Annotated in this window: 18 protein-coding genes; 8 read left to right on the forward strand and 10 right to left on the reverse strand. The window is 68.2% G+C overall.

Features of this window, described 5'->3' with window-relative positions; all coding sequences use genetic code 11:
• Positions 1-6 precede the first annotated feature (6 nt).
• Both ACK8OU_RS03355 and ACK8OU_RS03360 read right to left on the reverse strand, forming a co-directional pair.
• A complete protein-coding gene (locus tag ACK8OU_RS03355; protein WP_410301938.1) occupies positions 7-237 on the reverse strand; it encodes a ribbon-helix-helix domain-containing protein in 231 nt (76 codons plus the stop codon).
• Entirely contained in the window at positions 234-416 is a 183-nt protein-coding gene (locus ACK8OU_RS03360; RefSeq protein WP_410301939.1) for a DUF4169 family protein, read from the reverse strand. The genes ACK8OU_RS03355 and ACK8OU_RS03360 overlap by 4 nt, the downstream gene beginning before the upstream one ends.
• Before the next feature lie 257 nt (positions 417-673).
• Here ACK8OU_RS03360 and ndk point away from each other — a divergent pair, with 257 nt between their 5' ends.
• Positions 674-1096, forward strand: coding sequence for a nucleoside-diphosphate kinase (gene ndk, locus ACK8OU_RS03365; RefSeq protein WP_410301940.1), 423 nt, complete (start codon positions 674-676; stop codon positions 1094-1096).
• A 112-nt stretch (positions 1097-1208) separates the two neighbouring features.
• Here ndk and ACK8OU_RS03370 read toward each other — a convergent pair whose 3' ends face one another.
• On the reverse strand, positions 1209-1697 hold the full coding sequence (locus tag ACK8OU_RS03370; RefSeq protein ID WP_410301941.1) for an RrF2 family transcriptional regulator: 489 nt from the start codon (positions 1695-1697) through the stop codon (positions 1209-1211).
• A 158-nt stretch (positions 1698-1855) separates the two neighbouring features.
• Here ACK8OU_RS03370 and ACK8OU_RS03375 point away from each other — a divergent pair, with 158 nt between their 5' ends.
• Together ACK8OU_RS03375 and ACK8OU_RS03380 are read left to right on the forward strand one after the other, a co-directional pair.
• A complete protein-coding gene (locus tag ACK8OU_RS03375) occupies positions 1856-3217 on the forward strand; it encodes an NAD(P)/FAD-dependent oxidoreductase (RefSeq protein WP_410301942.1) in 1362 nt (453 codons plus the stop codon).
• An 11-nt stretch (positions 3218-3228) separates the two neighbouring features.
• Positions 3229-3585 (forward strand): DUF5368 domain-containing protein, encoded by a 357-nt coding sequence (locus ACK8OU_RS03380; RefSeq protein WP_410301943.1) that lies wholly within the window; start codon positions 3229-3231, stop codon positions 3583-3585.
• A 335-nt stretch (positions 3586-3920) separates the two neighbouring features.
• Here the strand turns inward: ACK8OU_RS03380 and ACK8OU_RS03385 are convergent, their stop codons facing one another.
• Positions 3921-4958, reverse strand: a complete 1038-nt coding sequence (locus ACK8OU_RS03385; protein WP_410301944.1) for a cytochrome-c peroxidase — start codon at positions 4956-4958, stop codon at positions 3921-3923.
• Positions 4959-5123: 165 nt separating this feature from the next.
• Between ACK8OU_RS03385 and speB the strand changes: the two genes are divergently transcribed.
• From speB to ACK8OU_RS03410, 5 genes are all read left to right on the forward strand, one after another.
• A complete protein-coding gene (speB, locus tag ACK8OU_RS03390; protein WP_410301945.1) occupies positions 5124-6092 on the forward strand; it encodes an agmatinase in 969 nt (322 codons plus the stop codon).
• Between the two features lie 16 nt (positions 6093-6108).
• The gene (locus ACK8OU_RS03395; RefSeq protein WP_410301946.1) at positions 6109-6549 is read left to right on the forward strand and encodes a DUF1499 domain-containing protein; all 441 of its coding nucleotides are present in this window, start codon (positions 6109-6111) and stop codon (positions 6547-6549) included.
• Between the two features lie 126 nt (positions 6550-6675).
• Positions 6676-7731: a peptide chain release factor 1 gene (gene prfA / locus ACK8OU_RS03400; RefSeq protein ID WP_410301947.1), complete on the forward strand. Its 1056-nt coding sequence runs from the start codon at positions 6676-6678 to the stop codon at positions 7729-7731.
• A 79-nt stretch (positions 7732-7810) separates the two neighbouring features.
• Positions 7811-8647, forward strand: coding sequence for a peptide chain release factor N(5)-glutamine methyltransferase (gene prmC / locus ACK8OU_RS03405; protein WP_410302016.1), 837 nt, complete (start codon positions 7811-7813; stop codon positions 8645-8647).
• Positions 8648-8852: 205 nt separating this feature from the next.
• Entirely contained in the window at positions 8853-9710 is an 858-nt protein-coding gene (locus ACK8OU_RS03410; protein ID WP_410301948.1) for a DUF4167 domain-containing protein, read from the forward strand.
• 130 nt (positions 9711-9840) lie between these two features.
• Here ACK8OU_RS03410 and rsmA read toward each other — a convergent pair whose 3' ends face one another.
• The 6 genes from rsmA to lptF form a co-directional block, all read right to left on the reverse strand.
• Complete coding sequence (rsmA, locus tag ACK8OU_RS03415; RefSeq protein ID WP_410301949.1) at positions 9841-10689, reverse strand: 16S rRNA (adenine(1518)-N(6)/adenine(1519)-N(6))-dimethyltransferase RsmA; 849 nt, start codon at positions 10687-10689, stop codon at positions 9841-9843.
• Positions 10690-10769: 80 nt separating this feature from the next.
• Positions 10770-11753, reverse strand: a complete 984-nt coding sequence (gene pdxA / locus ACK8OU_RS03420; RefSeq protein ID WP_410301950.1) for a 4-hydroxythreonine-4-phosphate dehydrogenase PdxA — start codon at positions 11751-11753, stop codon at positions 10770-10772.
• Positions 11754-11775: 22 nt separating this feature from the next.
• Positions 11776-13017, reverse strand: coding sequence for a peptidylprolyl isomerase (locus ACK8OU_RS03425; protein ID WP_410301951.1), 1242 nt, complete (start codon positions 13015-13017; stop codon positions 11776-11778).
• 38 nt (positions 13018-13055) lie between these two features.
• Positions 13056-15350 carry an LPS-assembly protein LptD gene (locus ACK8OU_RS03430; protein WP_410301952.1) on the reverse strand — a complete coding sequence of 765 codons (2295 nt, stop codon included), beginning with the start codon at positions 15348-15350 and terminating at the stop codon, positions 13056-13058.
• A complete protein-coding gene (gene lptG, locus ACK8OU_RS03435; RefSeq protein WP_410301953.1) occupies positions 15350-16468 on the reverse strand; it encodes an LPS export ABC transporter permease LptG in 1119 nt (372 codons plus the stop codon). Before lptG ends, ACK8OU_RS03430 begins: the two co-directional genes overlap by 1 nt.
• Positions 16465-17604 carry an LPS export ABC transporter permease LptF gene (lptF, locus tag ACK8OU_RS03440; protein ID WP_410301954.1) on the reverse strand — a complete coding sequence of 380 codons (1140 nt, stop codon included), beginning with the start codon at positions 17602-17604 and terminating at the stop codon, positions 16465-16467. Before lptF ends, lptG begins: the two co-directional genes overlap by 4 nt.
• Positions 17605-17652: the final 48 nt, after the last annotated feature.

Genomic DNA, 17652 nt, shown 5'->3' on the forward strand with positions numbered 1-17652 from the left:
CCCGCATCAATCCACCGTCCGTGTGCGGCGACGCAAGTCGGCCAGAACAAACAGCCGCAAGGCCGTAGCCAGTCCCGTCCCGGGCGCGCGCGCGGCATCTATGGCGCTGGCCAGTTCATTCAGCCCCTGGCCTTCGCGCGCGGCAATCTCGCGGAAGGCCTGCCAGAATTCATCCTCCAGCGACACGCTCGTGCGGTGCCCGCCCAGTGTCAGCGATCGCTTGACCGGCCGGCTCATTCCGCCTCATCGCGCCGATGCGCCTCCCAAAGCCGCGCCTCGCGCTCGGCCTCGTCCGCATCGCGCCTCCGCTCGGCCTTGCTGCGCCCGAATTTCGCGGCATTCGCATCCGCCTGCGCGCGCTTTTTCGCGCGGTCCTGCTGCTTGCGAAACTGATTGAGGTTGGTGATCTTCGTCATGGCCCCACATTGCCACGCCCGCCGGATCAAGAAAAGGGCCCGGCCGTCCGGTGGCGCCCCTGCCCGGTACTGCTTTCATCTTGCCCGAAATACCTCGGGGTGAATTGGCCGCAGGCCAAGAGGGGCGGCGCCCCTTGCCCCCGGGGCGCATCGCGCGGCGGGGGCTTTTCATCGTGCCAGCCCCGTGTTAGCAGGCGCCACAACGCGCGCCGGGGGACCGGCGCACCCGTAACCATTCCAATCGAAAGGCCAGCGCCATGGCGATCGAACGCACGCTTTCCATCATCAAACCCGATGCAACCCGCCGCAACCTCACCGGCAAGATCAATGCCAAGTTCGAGGAAGCGGGTCTGCGCATCGTCGCGCAAAAGCGCATCAAGCTGTCGCTGGAACAGGCCGGCAAATTCTACGAAGTGCACAAGGAACGCCCCTTCTATGGCGAATTGTGCGAATTCATGGCGTCTGAACCGGTCGTCGTGCAGGTTCTGGAAGGCGAAGGCGCCATTGCCAAGAACCGCGAAGTGATGGGCGCGACCAACCCCGCGCAGGCCGCCGAAGGCACGATCCGCAAGGAATTCGCGCTCTCGGTCGGGGAAAACTCGGTCCACGGTTCGGATGCACCCGAAACCGCGGCGCAGGAAATCGCCTTCTTCTTCTCGGGGCTGGAACTGGTCGGCTAAGACCGCCGCACAAGACCACAGCCCCGGGGCCTGCAACCGGGGCCTGCAAGGGCAAGGATCGGGGCCGCCTCTGTCGGGGCGGCCTTTTTGCTGCGCCTTTGCCGGGCCTGTCTCAGGGGGCGGGTCCGGGCATGCGGGGCCCGGGGCAGGGCGGGGCCGCCAGGGTGGCGGGCAGGCGCAACAGTGCCTCAAGCGCGCAATTGTCCGTCACCAGATCGGCCAGCGTCACCGGGTCCAGCGCGCCATAAAAAGCATCCAGCGCGGTTTGCAGCGCGTGGCGGAACCGGCAGGCCGCGCTGAGCGGGCAGGTGCTGGTTTCGGGGTCGAAACACTCCGCAAAGGGCACGCCCGCCTCAAAGGCGCGCAGCACCTCGCCCACGCCGATCCGGCCCATCGGCCGGGCCAGCCGCAGCCCGCCGCAGCGACCGCGCTGGGTTTCCAGAAACCCCTTTTGCGCCAGTGTGTTGATCACCTGCGCCAGATGGTTTTCCGAGGCATTGCACAGTTCGGCAATCTCATGTTTGCGCACGATCCGCCCGTCATTGACGGCGCAAAACATCAAGGTGCGTATCGCAAGATTGCTTCGGGTCGTCAGTCGCATTCCGCGCCCCCCAAGGGCCTGTCAAAGTAACAGTCTAGCGCCGCCCGGGCCTTTGCGACTTGATCAAGATCAGGCGTTCACGCGGGATTCATTGATTTGGGTCAAATGCATCATTTCGAAGGTATGTTAATCTTTGAATATAAACGCGGAGGACATGCATGGACACGAAGGCTTTTCCGACCTCGCGGCGGGCGTTTCTGGGGCTTGCCGGCGGGGCGGCGGCGGTGCTGGGGGTCAGTGCCGGGCCGGTGGCGGCGGCGAAGGTGCGCACCAGCGCCAAGATCGTGATCGTCGGCTCGGGCGCGGGGGGGACGGCGCTTGCCAACCGCCTGAGCGAACGGCTGGACGGCGCGCAGATCACCATCGTCGACGGGCGCAAACAGCATTGGTATCAGCCCGGCTTCACGCTGATCGCGGCAGGGCTGAAGCCTGCGTCCTATTCGGTATCGGGCACCGGCGACTGGCTGCCCAGGGGGGTGACCTGGCTGGCCGAATATGCCGCCGGGATCGACCCCGAGGCGAAGGTGGTCACCACCGCGGGCGGCACGAATCTGCCCTATGATTTCCTGGTCGTGGCCACGGGGCTGACGCTGGACTGGGCCGGGGTTGAAGGGTTCTCGCTGGACATGGTGGGCAAGGACGGGATCGGCGCGCTCTATGCCGGCCCCGATTACGCCGAGGCCACCTGGCGCGAGATGGACCGCTTTACCGATACCGGGGGCGTGGCGCTGTTCGGCCGGCCCGCGACGGAAATGAAATGCGCGGGCGCGCCGCTGAAATACACCTTCCTGACCGACGATTATCTGCGCCGCAAGGGCACGCGCGACAAGTCGCAGATCGTCTATGCGGCCAACAACAAGGCGCTGTTCGGCGTGCCAATCGTGAATGAGAAGGTGAAACTTCTGTTCCGCGACCGCGGTGTCGATGTGCGCTATGACCACGTTCTGACCGGGATCGATGCGTCCAGCAAGACCGCCTATTTCAAGACGCCCGAGGTCAGCGCGATCAACCCCGATGGCACCGTGACGGTCACCCCGGGCACGACCGAGTCGATCAAGTTCGATTTCACCAATGTGATTCCGCCGCAGCGTGCACCCGGGGTGGTGCGCGAATCGGGTCTGTCCTGGGCGGACAAATGGGTCGGTCAGGGCTGGATCGAGGTCGATCAATCGACCCTGCGCCATCTGCGCTACCCGGATGTCTTTGGCGTGGGCGACATCAACGGCGTGCCCAAGGGCAAGACCGCGGCTTCGGCCAAATGGCACGTTCCGGTGGTCGAGGATCATCTGGTCGCCGCCATCCAGGGGCGCGAGGGTACCGCGGTCTTCAATGGCTATACCTCATGCCCGATGATCACCCGGATCGGGCGCGCGATGCTGATCGAGTTCGACTACAAGGACAATCTGGTGCCGTCCTTCCCCGGGGTGATCGCGCCGCTGGAAGAGCTGTGGATTTCCTGGCTGATGAAGGAAATCGCCCTGAAACCCACCTATAACGCGATGCTGCGCGGCAAGGCCTGAGGAGACGGAACATGAAGGAACTTACACTGGGCATGTTGCTGGCCGTCTTCGAGGAAATCTTCGGACGCGGCCTGTTCTGGACCATGGTCGCGGTGGCGGCGGTGGTGACGGTGCTTTACCTCTATGTGCTGATCCGCGACCGGCACCTGTCGGCGCGCAAATTCCTGCTGGCGCAGCTGTTCATGCCGGTGGGCGCCATCGCGGCGGTGGTTTTCGTGCAAAAGGTCACGAATTCCGGCTTTGGCGACATTGGCGGGCCGATCGACTGGCTGGTGCTGCTGGGCGTGGCGGCGGCGGGCGCCATCGGGCTTGCGATCCTGGTCTATACCGCGCAGTCCCTGTTCACCGGCAGGCGCACCCAGTCCTGACGCGGCGCGGCCTTTGCCGCCCGCAAGATGCGATCGCACCGGCGCCCATGCGGGGGCGCCGGTTTTTTTCGGGCACCGGGGTCATGCACGATGTCCGGGCGGGGGCAGGGGCCAGGCGGGGCCGGGGGCAACGCCCCTGAAACCACAGGCTGCGGCGGCGCGCAGGCCGCCATGCCCAACACGAAAGACGCACCAGACACAACTGCGCCACAGGCACAAAGGGCGCGCCACAAGCACAAAGGGCGCGGATTTCTCCGCGCCCCCTTACCACGCTACTGATTACCAGACCCGTGGTACTCGTTACAAAACCTGTACGATCAGGTCAGACCCGTGTGTCACATATCCTCGGGTTTGGGCGAGGCGGCCGTGCGCACCGGCAATGTCGGGTGCACCACTTCGGGCTGTTCGCCCGTCAGCGTGCCCAGGAAGGCGACGATATCGTCGATCTGCGCTTCGCTCAGCTCGGCGCCCAGCTGCGAGTTGGCCATGATTTCCACGGCTTCCTTCAGTTCCCACACCTTGCCCGAGTGGAAATAGGGGGCGGTGATGGCAATGTTGCGCAGCGGCGCGGCGCGGAACACATAGTCGTCGCCCGCGGTCTCGGTCACGGCAAAGCGGCCCTTGTCGCCTTCGGGCAGCACGCTGGCACCGGGCCTTTCGACCACGCCGAAGGGATAGTAATCCTGACCGCCAAAGTTGATCCCGGCATGGCACGAGGCGCAGCCCGTATCGACGAACAGTTGCAGACCGTTCTTTTCCTGATCGCTCAGCGCGCCGTCCTGGCCCATCAGGAATTGGTCAAAGCGTGAGTTGGGCGTGATCAGCGTGGCCTCGAAGGCCTCGATCGCCTTGGCGAAATTGTCGAAGGTGACGGGATCTTCCTCGCCGGGGAACGAGGTCTGGAAGGCCTCGACATAGGCGGGCATGGATTTCAGCGTCGCCACCACATTCTCGGGGGTGTTGTTCATTTCGACCCCGGCCTGAACCGGACCCTTGGCCTGTTCGGCCAGGTCAGGTGCGCGGCCATCCCAGAACTGGGCGATGTTGAACACCGCATTCAGCATGGTGGGCGCGTTGCGCGGGCCCTTTTGCCAGCCGTGGCCGATTGACACCTCAAGCCCGTCAACGCCGCCCATGCCGACATTGTGGCAGGTCTGGCAGGAAAACAGGCCCGATTTCGACATGCGCGGGTCGAAGAACAGCATCGCGCCAAGATCGACCCGATCGCGCGAGATGATATTGCCTTCCAGCATCGGCGCCTGCAGCGGAATCGCCTCGAACAGATCCCTGGCGGCTTCGCGCAGCGCCGCGTCATCGGCAAGGACCGGCCCGGCCAGGGCCAGTGTGGCAAGTGGGGCTAGCAATCGTTTCATCGTGAGTCCCTTTCAATCGATGTAGACTTATTCTAATTTCACCACTTCGTGAACCACTTTGATCCAGATCAGATTCAATCATGGTCAACCTGCGACAGGTTGTCCTGTCTCCGGCTTGACCTTTGCCATGCCGCAGGTCACCAGTTGGTTAAAACGGAGACGGCCATGGCGCTGGAAGATGCAAAAAATCAGGTCGATATGGCCTTTACCCGTACGGATCCGCGTGGCCTTTCCTTTGAAAACGCCTTCGGCGGCGCGACCAGCTTCCTGCGCCGGCGCTATACCAAGGATCTGTCGGGCGTGGATCTTGTGGTCACCGGCGTGCCCTTTGACCAGGCCGTCACCCATCGCCCCGGCACCCGCTTTGGCCCCCGCGCGATCCGCGAGGCATCGGCCCTGCAGGCCTTCGACGCGCCCTATGGCTGGGGCTATGATCCGCTGTCCGCGCTGACGGTGGTGGATTATGGCGACCTGGCCTTCGATTATGCCCATACCGCCAGCTTTCCCGACCGGGTGACCGACCACATCCGCACGATCCTGGCGGCGGGGGCGGGTACGGTCACGCTGGGGGGCGATCATTTCATCACCCTGCCGATCCTGCGCGCCTATGCCGAACGGTTCGGCCCGCTCGCGCTGATCCAGTTCGACGCCCATTCCGATACCTGGGCCGATGACGACATGAGCCGGATCGACCATGGCACCTTCCTCTACAAGGCCATCCGCACCGGGCTGGTCGATCCGGCGGCCACCGTCTCGGTCGGGATCCGCACCGACAATCCCGACACGCTGGGCGTGACCATCCTGGATGCCCCCTTCGTCCATCAGGCGGGCGTGGCCGAAACCGTGGCACGCATCCGCGCCGTGGTGGGGGACCGGCCTTGCTACATCACCTTCGACATCGACTGCCTGGACCCCGCCTTCGCGCCCGGCACCGGCACCCCGGTCTGGGGCGGGCTGGCCAGCTGGCAGGCGGCGGCGATCCTGCGGGGACTGGCGGGGATCACGCTTCTGGGCGGCGATGTGGTCGAGGTGTCGCCCCCCTATGACACCAGCGGCGTCACCGCCATCGCGGGCGCCCATGTCGCGACCGAACTGATCGCGCTTTACGGCTGGACCCGGCGGCAGGGCGCATGAAAAGGGAGACCGGCGCATGAAGATCGCGGGGCTTCTTCTTGTCGCGCTGCTGCTTGCAGGCGCCGCCTGGGTGCGGCTGGCCCCGTCCGATCCGGCCCGCTGGCATGTCGATCCGCAAACCGCGCCGGACCCGGACCGCCCCAGTTTCGCGCGCCTGGACCCGGGCCAGATCATTGCGCCACAGCCCGCCCCCGATCTGGCCGCCCGGGTCCAGGCGGCGATGCTGGCGCTGCCGCGCACGCGGCTGCTGGCGGGGTCCGCCGCCCAGGGGCACATGACCTTCATCACCCGCTCGGCGGTCTGGGGTTTTCCCGACTATACCTCGATCCGGGTGCTGCCTACGCGCGACGGCGCCACGCTGGCCGCCTTCGCGCGCGCCCGCTTTGGTCATTCCGACCTTGGGGTGAATGCCGCGCGTCTTGACATCTTGCGCCGCGCGCTTGCCCCCCCCAGATAACCCGCACCCCTTCGGCTTTGCCGAAATATCCCGGGGGGAAAGCGGCCGGGGGCCGCTTGGGGGGCAGCGCCCCCCGGCGCCCTCTCCACCCTTGACCCCGTTCGAAACACAGGCCAAACCGCCCCCATGTTGCCGCAAGAGAAACTCGACCAGATCCTCGCCCGTTTCGAGTTCCTCGAAGCGCGCCTGTCCGCGGGCGCAAGCCCGGCCGACATTGCCCGCATCAGCCGGGAATATTCCGACCTCAAGCCCGTGGTGACCCAGATCGCGGCCTGGCGCCAGGCCCGCGCCGACCTGACCGAGGCCGAGGGCTGGCTGGCCGACGCGGAAATGCGCGAACTGGCCGAGGATGAACTGCCCCGGCTCAGGGCGCGCATCCCGCAGATGGAACAGGCGCTGCGCCTGGCGCTCTTGCCCAGGGATGCCGCCGACGCGCGCCCCGCGATCCTGGAAATCCGCCCTGGAACGGGCGGCGAGGAGGCGGCGCTTTTCGCAGGCGATCTCTTGCGCATGTATCAGCGCCATGCCGAACAGCAGGGCTGGTCCTTCCAGCTTCTGGACCTGACCCAGACCGAACTGGGCGGCGTCAAGGAAGCCACCGCCCGGATCGAGGGCGAGGGCGTCTTTGCCCGGCTGAAATACGAATCCGGCGTGCACCGCGTGCAGCGCGTGCCCGAAACCGAGGCGGGCGGGCGCATCCACACCTCGGCCGCGACGGTGGCGGTCCTGCCCGAGGCCGAAGAGGTCGATATCGACATCCCGGCCGCCGACATCCGTATCGACACGATGCGATCTTCGGGCGCGGGCGGGCAGCATGTGAACACCACCGATTCGGCGGTGCGCATCACCCACCTGCCCACGGGTATCGTGGTGACCAGTTCGGAAAAGTCCCAGCACCAGAACCGCGCCAATGCGATGGCGGTGCTGCGCGCGCGGCTTTATGACATGGAACGCGCCCGTCTGGCCAGCGAACGCGCCGAAAACCGCAAGTCGCAGGTCGGCTCGGGCGACCGCTCCGAACGCATCCGCACCTACAACTTTCCGCAAGGGCGCCTGACCGATCACCGCATCAACCTGACGCTTTATGCGTTGGGGCAGATCATGGATGGCGATCTGGGCGCGGTGATCGATGCGCTGGTGGCCCATGATCAGGCCGGGAAACTGGCGCAGATGGAGGCGTGATCCCGTGGCGCAAGACCCCCCCGCCGCCCCTTCCACGGCCACCCCTTCCACGGCCACGCCCTCCACCGCCGCCGAGGCCCTGCGCGGCGCCATCGCGCGGCTGAAGGGGGCGGGCATCGACACGGCCCCCGGCGATGCGCGCCGGCTGCTGGCCCATGCGATGGGGATCGGTGCCGACCGGCTGACGCTGCACCTGCCCGATCCGCTGGACCAAGGCCGCGCGGCGGCCTTCGCGGCGGCGATCGCGGCGCGCTGCGCCCGCCAGCCGGTCAGCCAGATCACCGGATGCCGCAGCTTTTGGGGCCGCGACTTCCGCGTTACCCGCGACACGCTGGACCCGCGCCCCGAAACCGAAACGCTGGTGGCGCTGGCGCTGGCCCGGCCGTTTTCACGGGTGCTGGATCTGGGCACCGGCACCGGCTGCATCCTGCTGACGCTGCTGGCCGAACGGCCCGCCGCGCGCGGGCTTGGGGTGGATCTGTCGCCCGCCGCCCTTGACGTGGCACGCGACAATGCCGCCCGCCTTGGCCTTGCGGCCCGCGTGGATTTCGTCCTGTCGGACTGGTTTTCCGCGCTCAGCGGTCCGTTCGATCTGATCGTGTCGAACCCGCCCTATATCGCGGCGGCGGAAATGCCCGGTCTGGCCCCCGAGGTGCGCGACTGGGAACCGCATCTGGCGCTGTCGCCGGGCGGCGACGGGCTGGACCCTTACCGCATCATCGCGGCGGGCGCGGGCGCGCATCTGGCGCCGGGCGGGCGGATCGCGGTGGAAATCGGGCCCAGCCAGGGCGCGGCGGTGGCGGGATTTTTCCGCGCCGCAGGGCTTGAACAGGTGCGCGTGCATCCCGATCTTGATGGCAGGGACCGTGTCGTTTCGGCCCAAAGCGCGCAATTTGCCGATAGTTGCGGCAAATAGCTGCCAAAATTCGCGGCATTGCGGCGATTCTCACTTGTCAGGCCGCCCGCGCCATGATTATTCAATCGCGCGCTGGTTGGAAAAGGCTCCGCCGCGCGGCTCAGCTTCATACTGCGGGTCTTGTGTTCCGGGGCGTCTTGCGGCGCATCGGAACGGGACCGGCACAGGCCACGATCCTGTCAGGGGTCAAGACACACGAAAGCACATGAGATCATCCAAATCCCGTTCGCGTTCCAAGTCGAACCGCCAGCGCACGATCGGCAACATCATCAACCGGGTGTTCGACAGTTCCGGCCCCGAGGGCAAGGTGCGCGGCACGCCGCAGCAGATCATTGACAAATATCTGATGCTGGCGCGCGATGCCCAGTTGTCCAACGATCGCGTGGCCGAGCAGAATTTTCTGCAGCACGCGGAACATTACACCCGCATGCTGGGCGAGGCGCAGCGCGAAATGGCGCGCGAACAAGAAGCCCGCCAGCAAAGCCAGGGTCAGCAGCATCAGGGCCAGTATGGTCAGGGTCAGCAGGGTCAGCAGAACGGTCACGGCCAGCAGAACGGTCACGGCCAGCAGAACGGTCACGGCCAGCAGGGCGGCAATGGCCACGGCCACGGCCAGCCGCAGCCGGGCGGCCATCCTGCCCGCGACCGCGCCGAACCGCGCCACAGCGATGACCAGCCCGATCTTGCCACGGACACGGCAGATCTTCCCCCGGTGATCGAGGCCGCCGGGGAAGACCGCTCGAATCTGGTGGAAACCCCCGAAAGCCGCCCGGCCCGTCCGCGCCGCGAACCGCGCCAGCCACGGGGTGAGCGTCCGAAGGACGGCGCGCGCCATGCGCAAGCCGCCACCGCCGACAACGACGCGCCTGTGCCCGCGGCTGCTCCTGCGGCTGTGGAACCGGCCCCGGCCCAGCCCGCGGCTGAGGCCGATGTGCCTGCCGTGGCGAAACCCGCGAAATCGGGTGACAAGCCTGCCGCCCCGCGCAGCCGCAGCCCACGCAAGCCGCGCGGCGAAGCCAAGCCCGCGCAGCCCGCCCCGGGCGAGGCCCCGGCGGTCGAATGACTGGCCGCCGACCGGATCCGGTCGGCCGCAGGAAACAGCAAGGCCGCGCCCGGGGGCGCGGCCTTTGCCATTCGGGCTGGTCATTCGGGCACGCCATCCGGGTATGGCCCCGCGCGACGCGCGCGCGTGTTCAGCCCTGCGCCGCCGCGATCACCCGGGCCAGCGCGCAGAAACGTTCCAGGCTGATTTCCTCGGCCCGGGCGGTGGGGGCGATACCGGCGGCCTCCAGCTTGGCCTCGATTTCCGGTGCCACGCCCTTCAGCGAGGCGCGCAGCATCTTGCGGCGCTGGTTGAAGCCCGCGGCCACCACGCGGCTAAGGATCGCGGGATCGGCGGGATAGCGCGGTTCCGGCAGCGCGGTCAGGCGCACCACGGCGGAATGGACCTTGGGCGCGGGCACGAAGGCCTCGGGCGGCAGGGTCATCACGATCTTCGCTTCGGCCCGCCATTGCGCCAGGATCGCCAGCCGCCCATAGGCCCTGGACCCGGGCCGGGCGACGATGCGTTCGGCCACCTCTTTTTGAAACATCAGCGTCAGGCTGTCCCAGAAGGGCGGCCAGTCGCGCGGGGTCAGCCAGCGCACCAGCAATTCGGTGCCCACGTTATAGGGCAGGTTGGCGACGATCCTGATCGGCGGGGTCAGATGCGCCAGCACGTCCACCGTCAGCGCATCGCCATGGATCACCTGCAACCGGCCCGGATAGGCGGCGGCGATCTGGTCCAGCGCGGGCAGGCAGCGTTCATCCTTTTCCACCGCCAGAACGCGCCGCGCGCCCTCGGCCAACAGCCCGCGGGTCAGGCCGCCGGGGCCGGGGCCGATCTCCAGCACATCGGCGCCGGTCAGATCGCCCGCCGCCCGCGCGATCTTGGCCGTCAGGTTCAGATCCAGCAGAAAGTTCTGGCCCAGCTGCTTTTTCGCGATCAGCCCGTGGGTATTGATCACCTCGCGCAGGGGGGGCAGGCCGTCGATCGCAGTCATGAAGGGCACCTTTGCTGTCAGGCCGGGGCGGATGCCGCCCGCCGTGGCGCGGGGATAGGCGAGAAGGCGGCCAAGGGCAACTAGCGCGCCCGCGCCGCGCCCATGCCGGCGGCCATTTTCAGCGCCGCGATCAGGCTGGCGGGGTTGGCCAGGCCGCGCCCGGCAATGTCGAAGGCCGTGCCGTGATCGGGCGAGGTGCGCACGAAGGGCAGGCCCAGCGTCACGTTCACGCCGCCGTCGAAGTCCAGCGTCTTGATCGGGATCAGCGCCTGATCGTGATAGGCGCAGATCGCCGCGTCATAGCGCGCGCGCGCGGCGGGGTGGAACATCGTGTCGGCGGGCAGGGGGCCGGCGATGGCATGGCCTTCGGCGCGCAGATCGGCGATCAGGGGGGCGATCCAGTCGGTTTCCTCATGCCCCATCGCGCCGCCTTCGCCGGCGTGGGGGTTCAGCCCCGCCACCGCAAGGCGGGGGGTACCGATGCCGAAATCGCGGGCAAGCCCGGCCGAGGTGATTTCGACCACCTCGCGCAACAACGCGGGCGTGAAGGCGCGCGGCACCTGCGACAGGGGAATGTGGATCGTGGCAGGCACCACGCGCAGGCCGGGGCAGGCCAGCATCATCACCACCCGCGCGCCCCCCGCCAGATGCGCCAGATATTCGGTATGGCCCGGAAAGGCGAAACCCGCGCCATCCTGCAGGGCCTTCTTGTGGATCGGCGCAGTGGTCAGCGCCAGACCCTCGCCGCGCAGCACCAGATCGGCGCCGCGCGCGATCACGTCGACCACGCCATGGGCATTGGCCGGATCGGGCTGGCCAGGCCGGGCCGCGGCGGGGAAGGGATGGGGCAGCACCGGCAGCGCCGCGCCCGCATGGGACATCGCTTCGGCAGGGTGGGAAATTTCGCGGATCGTCGTGCCGCGCGGCAGATGCGCGGGATCGCCGATCCAGACAAAGGGCAGCGCGGCGCGCAGGCTGTCCCAGGCCTTGGCGGCGATCTCGGGGCCGATGCCCGCAGGCTCGCCACAGGACAGGATCACGGGTCTGTCGATGCCGCCGATCATGCCCGCCCCGCCGCCCGAAAGGTCAGTCCCGCCGCCGGATCACGGCCTCGGCGCGCAGATCGGCCAGATAGGCATCGGCCATCGCCGTCAGGCGGGCGTTCTGCAGCCGGCTGCGCACCGCATCGCGCGTGGGCGCCGGGGCGTCTTCGCTGGCCAGCGCCTCGCGCTTGCACAGCATCAGGAACACGGTATCGCCGCCGCGCGACAGGTTGGTGGACACCTCGCCCGGGTCAAGGCGCGCCAGTTCCACCGCGATATCGGCGGGGATCTGGTTCTGCGGCAGCGTGTCATGGATCAGCCGCGTTTCGGGCTGGCCCTTGACGGCGGCGAACAGATCGACACAGCCGTCCACCTGCCCACGCAGGCGCGTGGCTTCGGCCAGGGCCGCCCCGGTTCCTGCGCCGGGGATCAGATATTGCGCGAATTCAATCTGTTGCGGGGCGTTTGTCACCGCGCCGCCTTCGTCAATCGCGCGCAGCATAAAGACCGCGACCGCCCCGCCCAGTTCCACCGGCTGGCTGGCCTCGCCCGGGGCAAGTGCCAGCAGCGTGCCGCGCAGCGCCGGGGGCAGGTTGCCCAGCGGCAGCCAGTCCAGCCGCCCGCCTTGCGCGCGTGATCCTGCGGCCGAAACCTCACGCGCGGCCGCGCCAAAGGCCGCCTCGCCGCGCAAGCCCGACACCTGACGCGCCAGCGCCATCGCCTCGGCCTCGCGGCCCGGGGGCGCGGGGATGATGATTTCCGAGATCAGCGCCCGCGCACCCTTGCCGGTTTCGGATTCGGGGGTCATCGCGCGGTCGATGTCGGCCTCGGAAATGCGCACGCGCGGGCTGAAGCGGGCGCGCACCACCTCGCGCCAGACCAGGCCAGCCTCGACGAAATCGCGGAAGGTTTGTGCCTCGACGCCTTCCTGGCCGATCGCCTGGATGAATTGTTCGGTCGCCATGTTCGCGCGGCCAGCGAATTCGGTCATGCCTTCGGCCAGCGCCTCTTCGGACAGGCGGATGCCCGCGCGGCGCGCCGCATCCATGCGCAGCCGGTCGTCGATCAGCGCCTTTTCCGCCTCGACCGGCAGGTCGCCGGGCGCGCGCAGGACACGCAGGAACCGTATCCGCTGGTCGATTTCATAGCCGGTGATGCCCAGGTCATTGACCTGAATCACCGGGGCGAACAGGTTGCCGCCCACCCCCTGCGCCGCCACGCGGTCCGCCGGAACCAGGGCTGTCAGCGCCAGAAAACCGCCAAGAAGAAAAGAAGCGCGCACCATGTCTTCGTCCGTCCGTCGTCCGTTCCCGCCCGATCCGCCTAGCGCAGACAGCTGCGCCGGGCGCGGTCGATCATACCGCTGCTGCCAAACCCGGCCAGCTGCACCGAAAGCCCGATGTCGGTTTCGGGGTCCACACTAGAGGAGGAAGTGAACCGACGCGAGAGGGAAAGATCCACGGTGACGCATTCGTTGGCATATTGCACGCCAAGGGCGGCGCGCGCCGCGCGCTCGGCGGTGAAATCATAGCGGGTTTCCAGCCGGGTCGACCAGCCGTTGCCCCAGCGCCAGCCGCCATCGAAGGTCAGTTCCGATGTGCGGGTCGGGCGGCCTTCATCGGGGTCGGCCTCCATCCACAGCAGGCCTGCGGCCAGATCGTGGCGCGCGCCGCTGGTGGCCAGGCGCAATTCGTTGCGGGTCAGCGACAGATCGTCATCCAGCAGCGCCCGGTTCGACAGCGTCATCCCCCCCGCCGTGGTCAGATGCGCCGCCACCAGCCAGTCCGACAGCCGCCCGTCAAGGCCCGATCCGGCGCTGAACTGATCCAGGTCCTTCGCGCGCCAGACCCGGCCCGCCTGCACGCCGATCGACCAGCCCGCCGCATCCTGCCGGGTCCAGCCGATGCCCAGGTTCGCGCGCAGGCCCCGTTCGCGCATGTCCGCGCCCGGAAAACGCGACAGGGAAAACAGGTTGCCTTCGTCGAATTCGACCAGAAGGCTGTCGTCATTGGGCACGGGGGTCAGGCTGTCGCGGCTCCAGATCAGCTGGGCGACGGGTTCGATCACGTCCGTTGCGCTGCCCGCGCTGCGCAGCCAGGGCCAGCGCAGTTCCACCGCCGCCGAGGGCTGCGCCCGGAAGGTGGACCCGTTCAGATCCGGGTCGGGGTCCTGGCTGACGCGATAGGCATCCAGCGCCAGTTCCCCCTGCGCCGCCGCCAGAATGCCCCCGCCCAGCTGCCAGTTTCGCCGCCAGTCCGCCACCAGCGAGGCGCGCACCATGTCGCGCCCGTCGGCAAGGCTGTCCTCATCCGGCCCGTCCGCCAGCAGGTTCGAGGCGCGTTCATGGGCATGAACCCCGGCGGTCACGCTCAGCTCGCCGCCGATGGCGCCGGGGCGGTAGATGCGCGTCCACCGCAGATCGCCCGCCAGCGAGGGCTGGGTCTGGTCCGTCTCGCCGTCGCGCAGCGTATGGGTATGGCCTGCCCGGCCCCAGATCATGCGGTCGGCCCGCACCCGGTCCACCGTCATGCCCGACCACAGCCGGTCATCTTCGGTGATGTCATAGTTCAGCAGATAGGACCGGTCCGAGGTCAGCCGCAGCGTCACCCCCAGCCGGTAGTCGCGTGGCAGGTTAAACACCCCGTCGCCAAACAGATAGCCCCGGGTCTCGCCTTCGCGGATGTCGTCGCGCGTCACCGCGCCGTCCAGCACAAAGGCCCCCTGGCGCAGCGCCTGGCGATAGCGCAGGCCCAGCGTCCGCGTCCACGAGGTGGCGACATAGGGCGTTACCGTCAGATCGGCGGTTTCCCCCAGGGGGAAGAAATAGGGCAGCTTGATCCCGGTGCCGAGGCTGGATGTGGTGCGCAGCGCGGGCCGCAGCAGGCCGCGCATCCGCTCGACAGTAGGGTCGGGCATGCGCAGATGCGGCAGATACATCAGCGGCACCCCGGCGGCGCGGAACTGCGCGCCCGTAAAGTGGATCTGGCGGGTTTCGGCATCATGGGTCACGCGGCGGGCGCGGATTTCCCACAGCGGCGTGGGCCGGTCGGCGCAGATCTGGCACGATGACGCCACGACCTGGTCCAGATGGGTGTAGCGCCCGGCCTCACGCCGGATCGAATTGGCGGCCATCTGCAATTCGCGCGCCAGCACCAGCCGCGCGCCTGTCAGGATGCCATCGCGCAGATCCGCCGAAAGCTGTGCCTGATCGGCCAGCACGATCGCGCCGCGCTGGCCCGGTTCGGTCAGATGGATCGGGCCCCCGATGGTCAATTGGTCGGTAGAGCGGTCATAGACGATGCGCGTGGCGGTCAGCCGGCTGCCGCGAAAGAACACCTCGACCGCGCCTTCGGCGGTGATACGGTCGTCGCCGGTCAGGATGACGCGGTCGGCCAGCAGCGTCGCCGGTATCTCGGCGGTGGCAAGGGGCGGGGCCTGTGCGGGGGCCGGTGCGTGCCGGTTCGGTGCGTGCCGGTTCGGTGCGGGCAGGTCCTGCGCGGTGACGGGTGTGGCCAGTGGCACCAGCGCCAGCATGGGCAGCGAACAAAGGGCGGCAAGGACCGTCAGCCGGGCCCGGGCGGGCAGGGCGGGCTTTCGCATCGGGCGGGTCTTTGCCATCAGCCTTCCTCCAGATGCAGGATCAGCGCCAGCGCCAGCATCAGTGCTGCCACCGGCGGCGCCCAGGCCGCCAGCGCCACCGGGATCTGCCCGTTGTCGCCCAGCACCTGCGCCATGTTGCGCAGGAAAAATACCGCCATCCCCGCGCCAAGCGCCAGCAGCACCATCATCCCCGACCGGCCCATCCGCGCATGGCGCATGGTGAAGCCCGCCGCGATCAGCACCATCGCCGCCAGCAGCAGCGGCAGCGCCAGTTCCATCTGGAACCAGACCAGGTGCCGGCGTGCCGAAAAGCCCGCATCCTCAAGGCCCGCGATGAAATCGGGCAGATCCCAGACCGGGATCGCATTGGGCGTGCCAAAGCTGTCGCGGATGCGGTCGGCCGTCAGATCCGAGGGCAGGCGCAGCGTGGCCGTGGCGGTGGCGGCGCGTTCGGGGTTCTGCGCGTCTTCCAGCGGCCAGTCCTTGACGTCGCGCAAATCCCATGCGCCCGCGACCAGCGCGGCCTCGGCGGCGGCGATGCGCCGGATCGGGCCGCGGTCGGGGCCAAAGACCAGAAAGGTCACATCATAAAGCCGCGTCGCATCCAGATTGGCCCGTGCCGCCCGGATCACCGCCTGGGTGTCATCGCCCGCGCCCGACCCCTGGCGCATCCAGACGCCCTCGCGCCCGATCGAGACGGTCTGCTGGCCCGCCCCCCCCGCATCGGCGCGGAATTCATCCGACAGCGCCTCAAATCGCTTGGCGGTGGCCGACACGATCGGGTTGCCCGCTGCCACCGCGACCACCCCGATCAGCGCCGCCACCGTGACCGGCGCCACCAGCATGCGCAGCGCCGACCGGCCCGCCGCGCGGATCACCACCAGTTCCGAACTGCGCGCAAGACCCAGGAACAGAACCACCCCCGACAACAGCATGATCAGCGGCAGGATCAGGTAAAAGGTCGCGGGCACGTTCAGCGCGGCCAGCAGGGCGGCATCCAGCAGGCCAAAGCTTTCGGCCTGAAAGCGACCGACCTGCTCGACCATCTCGATCAGCATCAGGATGCCCAGGAACGTCCCCCCCACCAGCGCAAAGGCACGCAGGAAGCGGCGCGCGACATAGAACGACAGCGTCATGCCGCGCCCTCCGTGGCGCGGGGCCCGCCACCGCGCCGCATCCGCCGGGGGGTTGCGGCGTGCCACAGCATCGCCCCCGCCAGCGCCGCGCCCGCAAGCGCGGGCAGATAGGACAGCGGCCACAGCGCGGCCCGGCGCGCGATCATGTCCTCGGCCGCGTTGGACAGGAACTGCACCGCGATGATCGCCACCACCGCGATCCCGATCTGGCGCCAGACCCCGAAGCGCGAGAAACTGCCCAGCATCAGCGCCGCCACCCCCAACAGCGCCGCCACCGGCGCCAGAAGCGGCTGGGCCAGGCGGTCATGCAATTCGACGCGGCCTGCCAGCGGCGTGCTTGCGGTCAGCGCCAGGGTCGCGGCATCGGGGGCGGCCAGGCGCCAGCTGGGCAGCTCGGCCCAGCTGCGCCGCTGCCGCGTGCCGGGGGTGATCAGCCCGCCGATGTCATAGGTGAAATCGGCAAAACGCGTCACCGCCAGCCGGTTGTCGCTGGCCCGCAGCGTCTGCGCCATGCCTTCCAGCATGATCAGCTTGGGCCCCGTGGCGGACCGCACGATCAGCGCCTTTTCCGCGGTGTAGATCGTCTGCGTGCCGGGTTGGCGCGCATCGGACAGGAACAGGTCCAGCAATTCACCCGTCGGCGCGATTTCGCGGATATAGATCGACACGCCATCGGCGGGATGCTGGAAACTGCCCTCGGACAGGAAGCGCGCGGTGACGTTTTCGGCGATCTGCGCCTGCCGGTCGGCCAGCCGCGCGCGCGCCGCCGGTTCCAGCACATGCACCAGCACCGCCATCAGCGCCGCCACGATCAGCCCGAACACCGCCACCGGCCGCGCCAGCCGCCAGGGCGAGGCGCCGGTAGCCTGCATCGCCACCAGTTCCGATTCCTGCGCCAGCCGGTTGACCGCATAGACCGAGGCCGCAAAGGCCGCAATCGGCAGCACCAGGCGGATGACATAAGGCAGGGTCAGGGCGGTGAATTCCAGCACCACCCGCGCGCTTTGCCCATCCGAAATCAGCTGGTCGAACAGCCGCACCGCGCGGTTGACCCAATAGACCGACACCAGCACAAGCGCGAAAAAGCCGAACAGCGCCATGAGCTGCGACAGGATATATCTGTCCAATCTCGTCAAATCCGCCAGCCCCCGGGGTCTTTGGTTCCTCTGTAACGCGATGCGGCG

The organism is Pontitalea aquivivens, assembly GCF_046507575.1.
Taxonomy (GTDB): Bacteria; Pseudomonadota; Alphaproteobacteria; order Rhodobacterales; family Rhodobacteraceae; genus Pontitalea; species Pontitalea aquivivens.

What these genes read in the sequence shown, in the direction of transcription:
- rsmA (WP_410301949.1), bottom strand. Translation starts at nt 10,689, where the DNA reads ATGACTGCGATCGACGGCCTGCCCCCCCTGCGCGAGGTGATCAATACC.
- speB (WP_410301945.1), top strand. Translation starts at nt 5,124, where the DNA reads ATGGCGCTGGAAGATGCAAAAAATCAGGTCGATATGGCCTTTACCCGT.
- ACK8OU_RS03395 (WP_410301946.1), top strand. Translation starts at nt 6,109, where the DNA reads ATGAAGATCGCGGGGCTTCTTCTTGTCGCGCTGCTGCTTGCAGGCGCC.
- ACK8OU_RS03380 (WP_410301943.1), top strand. Translation starts at nt 3,229, where the DNA reads ATGAAGGAACTTACACTGGGCATGTTGCTGGCCGTCTTCGAGGAAATC.
- ACK8OU_RS03430 (WP_410301952.1), bottom strand. Translation starts at nt 15,350, where the DNA reads ATGGCAAAGACCCGCCCGATGCGAAAGCCCGCCCTGCCCGCCCGGGCC.
- ACK8OU_RS03425 (WP_410301951.1), bottom strand. Translation starts at nt 13,017, where the DNA reads ATGGTGCGCGCTTCTTTTCTTCTTGGCGGTTTTCTGGCGCTGACAGCC.
- pdxA (WP_410301950.1), bottom strand. Translation starts at nt 11,753, where the DNA reads ATGATCGGCGGCATCGACAGACCCGTGATCCTGTCCTGTGGCGAGCCT.
- ACK8OU_RS03375 (WP_410301942.1), top strand. Translation starts at nt 1,856, where the DNA reads ATGGACACGAAGGCTTTTCCGACCTCGCGGCGGGCGTTTCTGGGGCTT.
- prfA (WP_410301947.1), top strand. Translation starts at nt 6,676, where the DNA reads ATGTTGCCGCAAGAGAAACTCGACCAGATCCTCGCCCGTTTCGAGTTC.
- ACK8OU_RS03355 (WP_410301938.1), bottom strand. Translation starts at nt 237, where the DNA reads ATGAGCCGGCCGGTCAAGCGATCGCTGACACTGGGCGGGCACCGCACG.
- ndk (WP_410301940.1), top strand. Translation starts at nt 674, where the DNA reads ATGGCGATCGAACGCACGCTTTCCATCATCAAACCCGATGCAACCCGC.
- lptG (WP_410301953.1), bottom strand. Translation starts at nt 16,468, where the DNA reads ATGACGCTGTCGTTCTATGTCGCGCGCCGCTTCCTGCGTGCCTTTGCG.
- ACK8OU_RS03360 (WP_410301939.1), bottom strand. Translation starts at nt 416, where the DNA reads ATGACGAAGATCACCAACCTCAATCAGTTTCGCAAGCAGCAGGACCGC.
- ACK8OU_RS03410 (WP_410301948.1), top strand. Translation starts at nt 8,853, where the DNA reads ATGAGATCATCCAAATCCCGTTCGCGTTCCAAGTCGAACCGCCAGCGC.
- ACK8OU_RS03370 (WP_410301941.1), bottom strand. Translation starts at nt 1,697, where the DNA reads ATGCGACTGACGACCCGAAGCAATCTTGCGATACGCACCTTGATGTTT.
- ACK8OU_RS03385 (WP_410301944.1), bottom strand. Translation starts at nt 4,958, where the DNA reads ATGAAACGATTGCTAGCCCCACTTGCCACACTGGCCCTGGCCGGGCCG.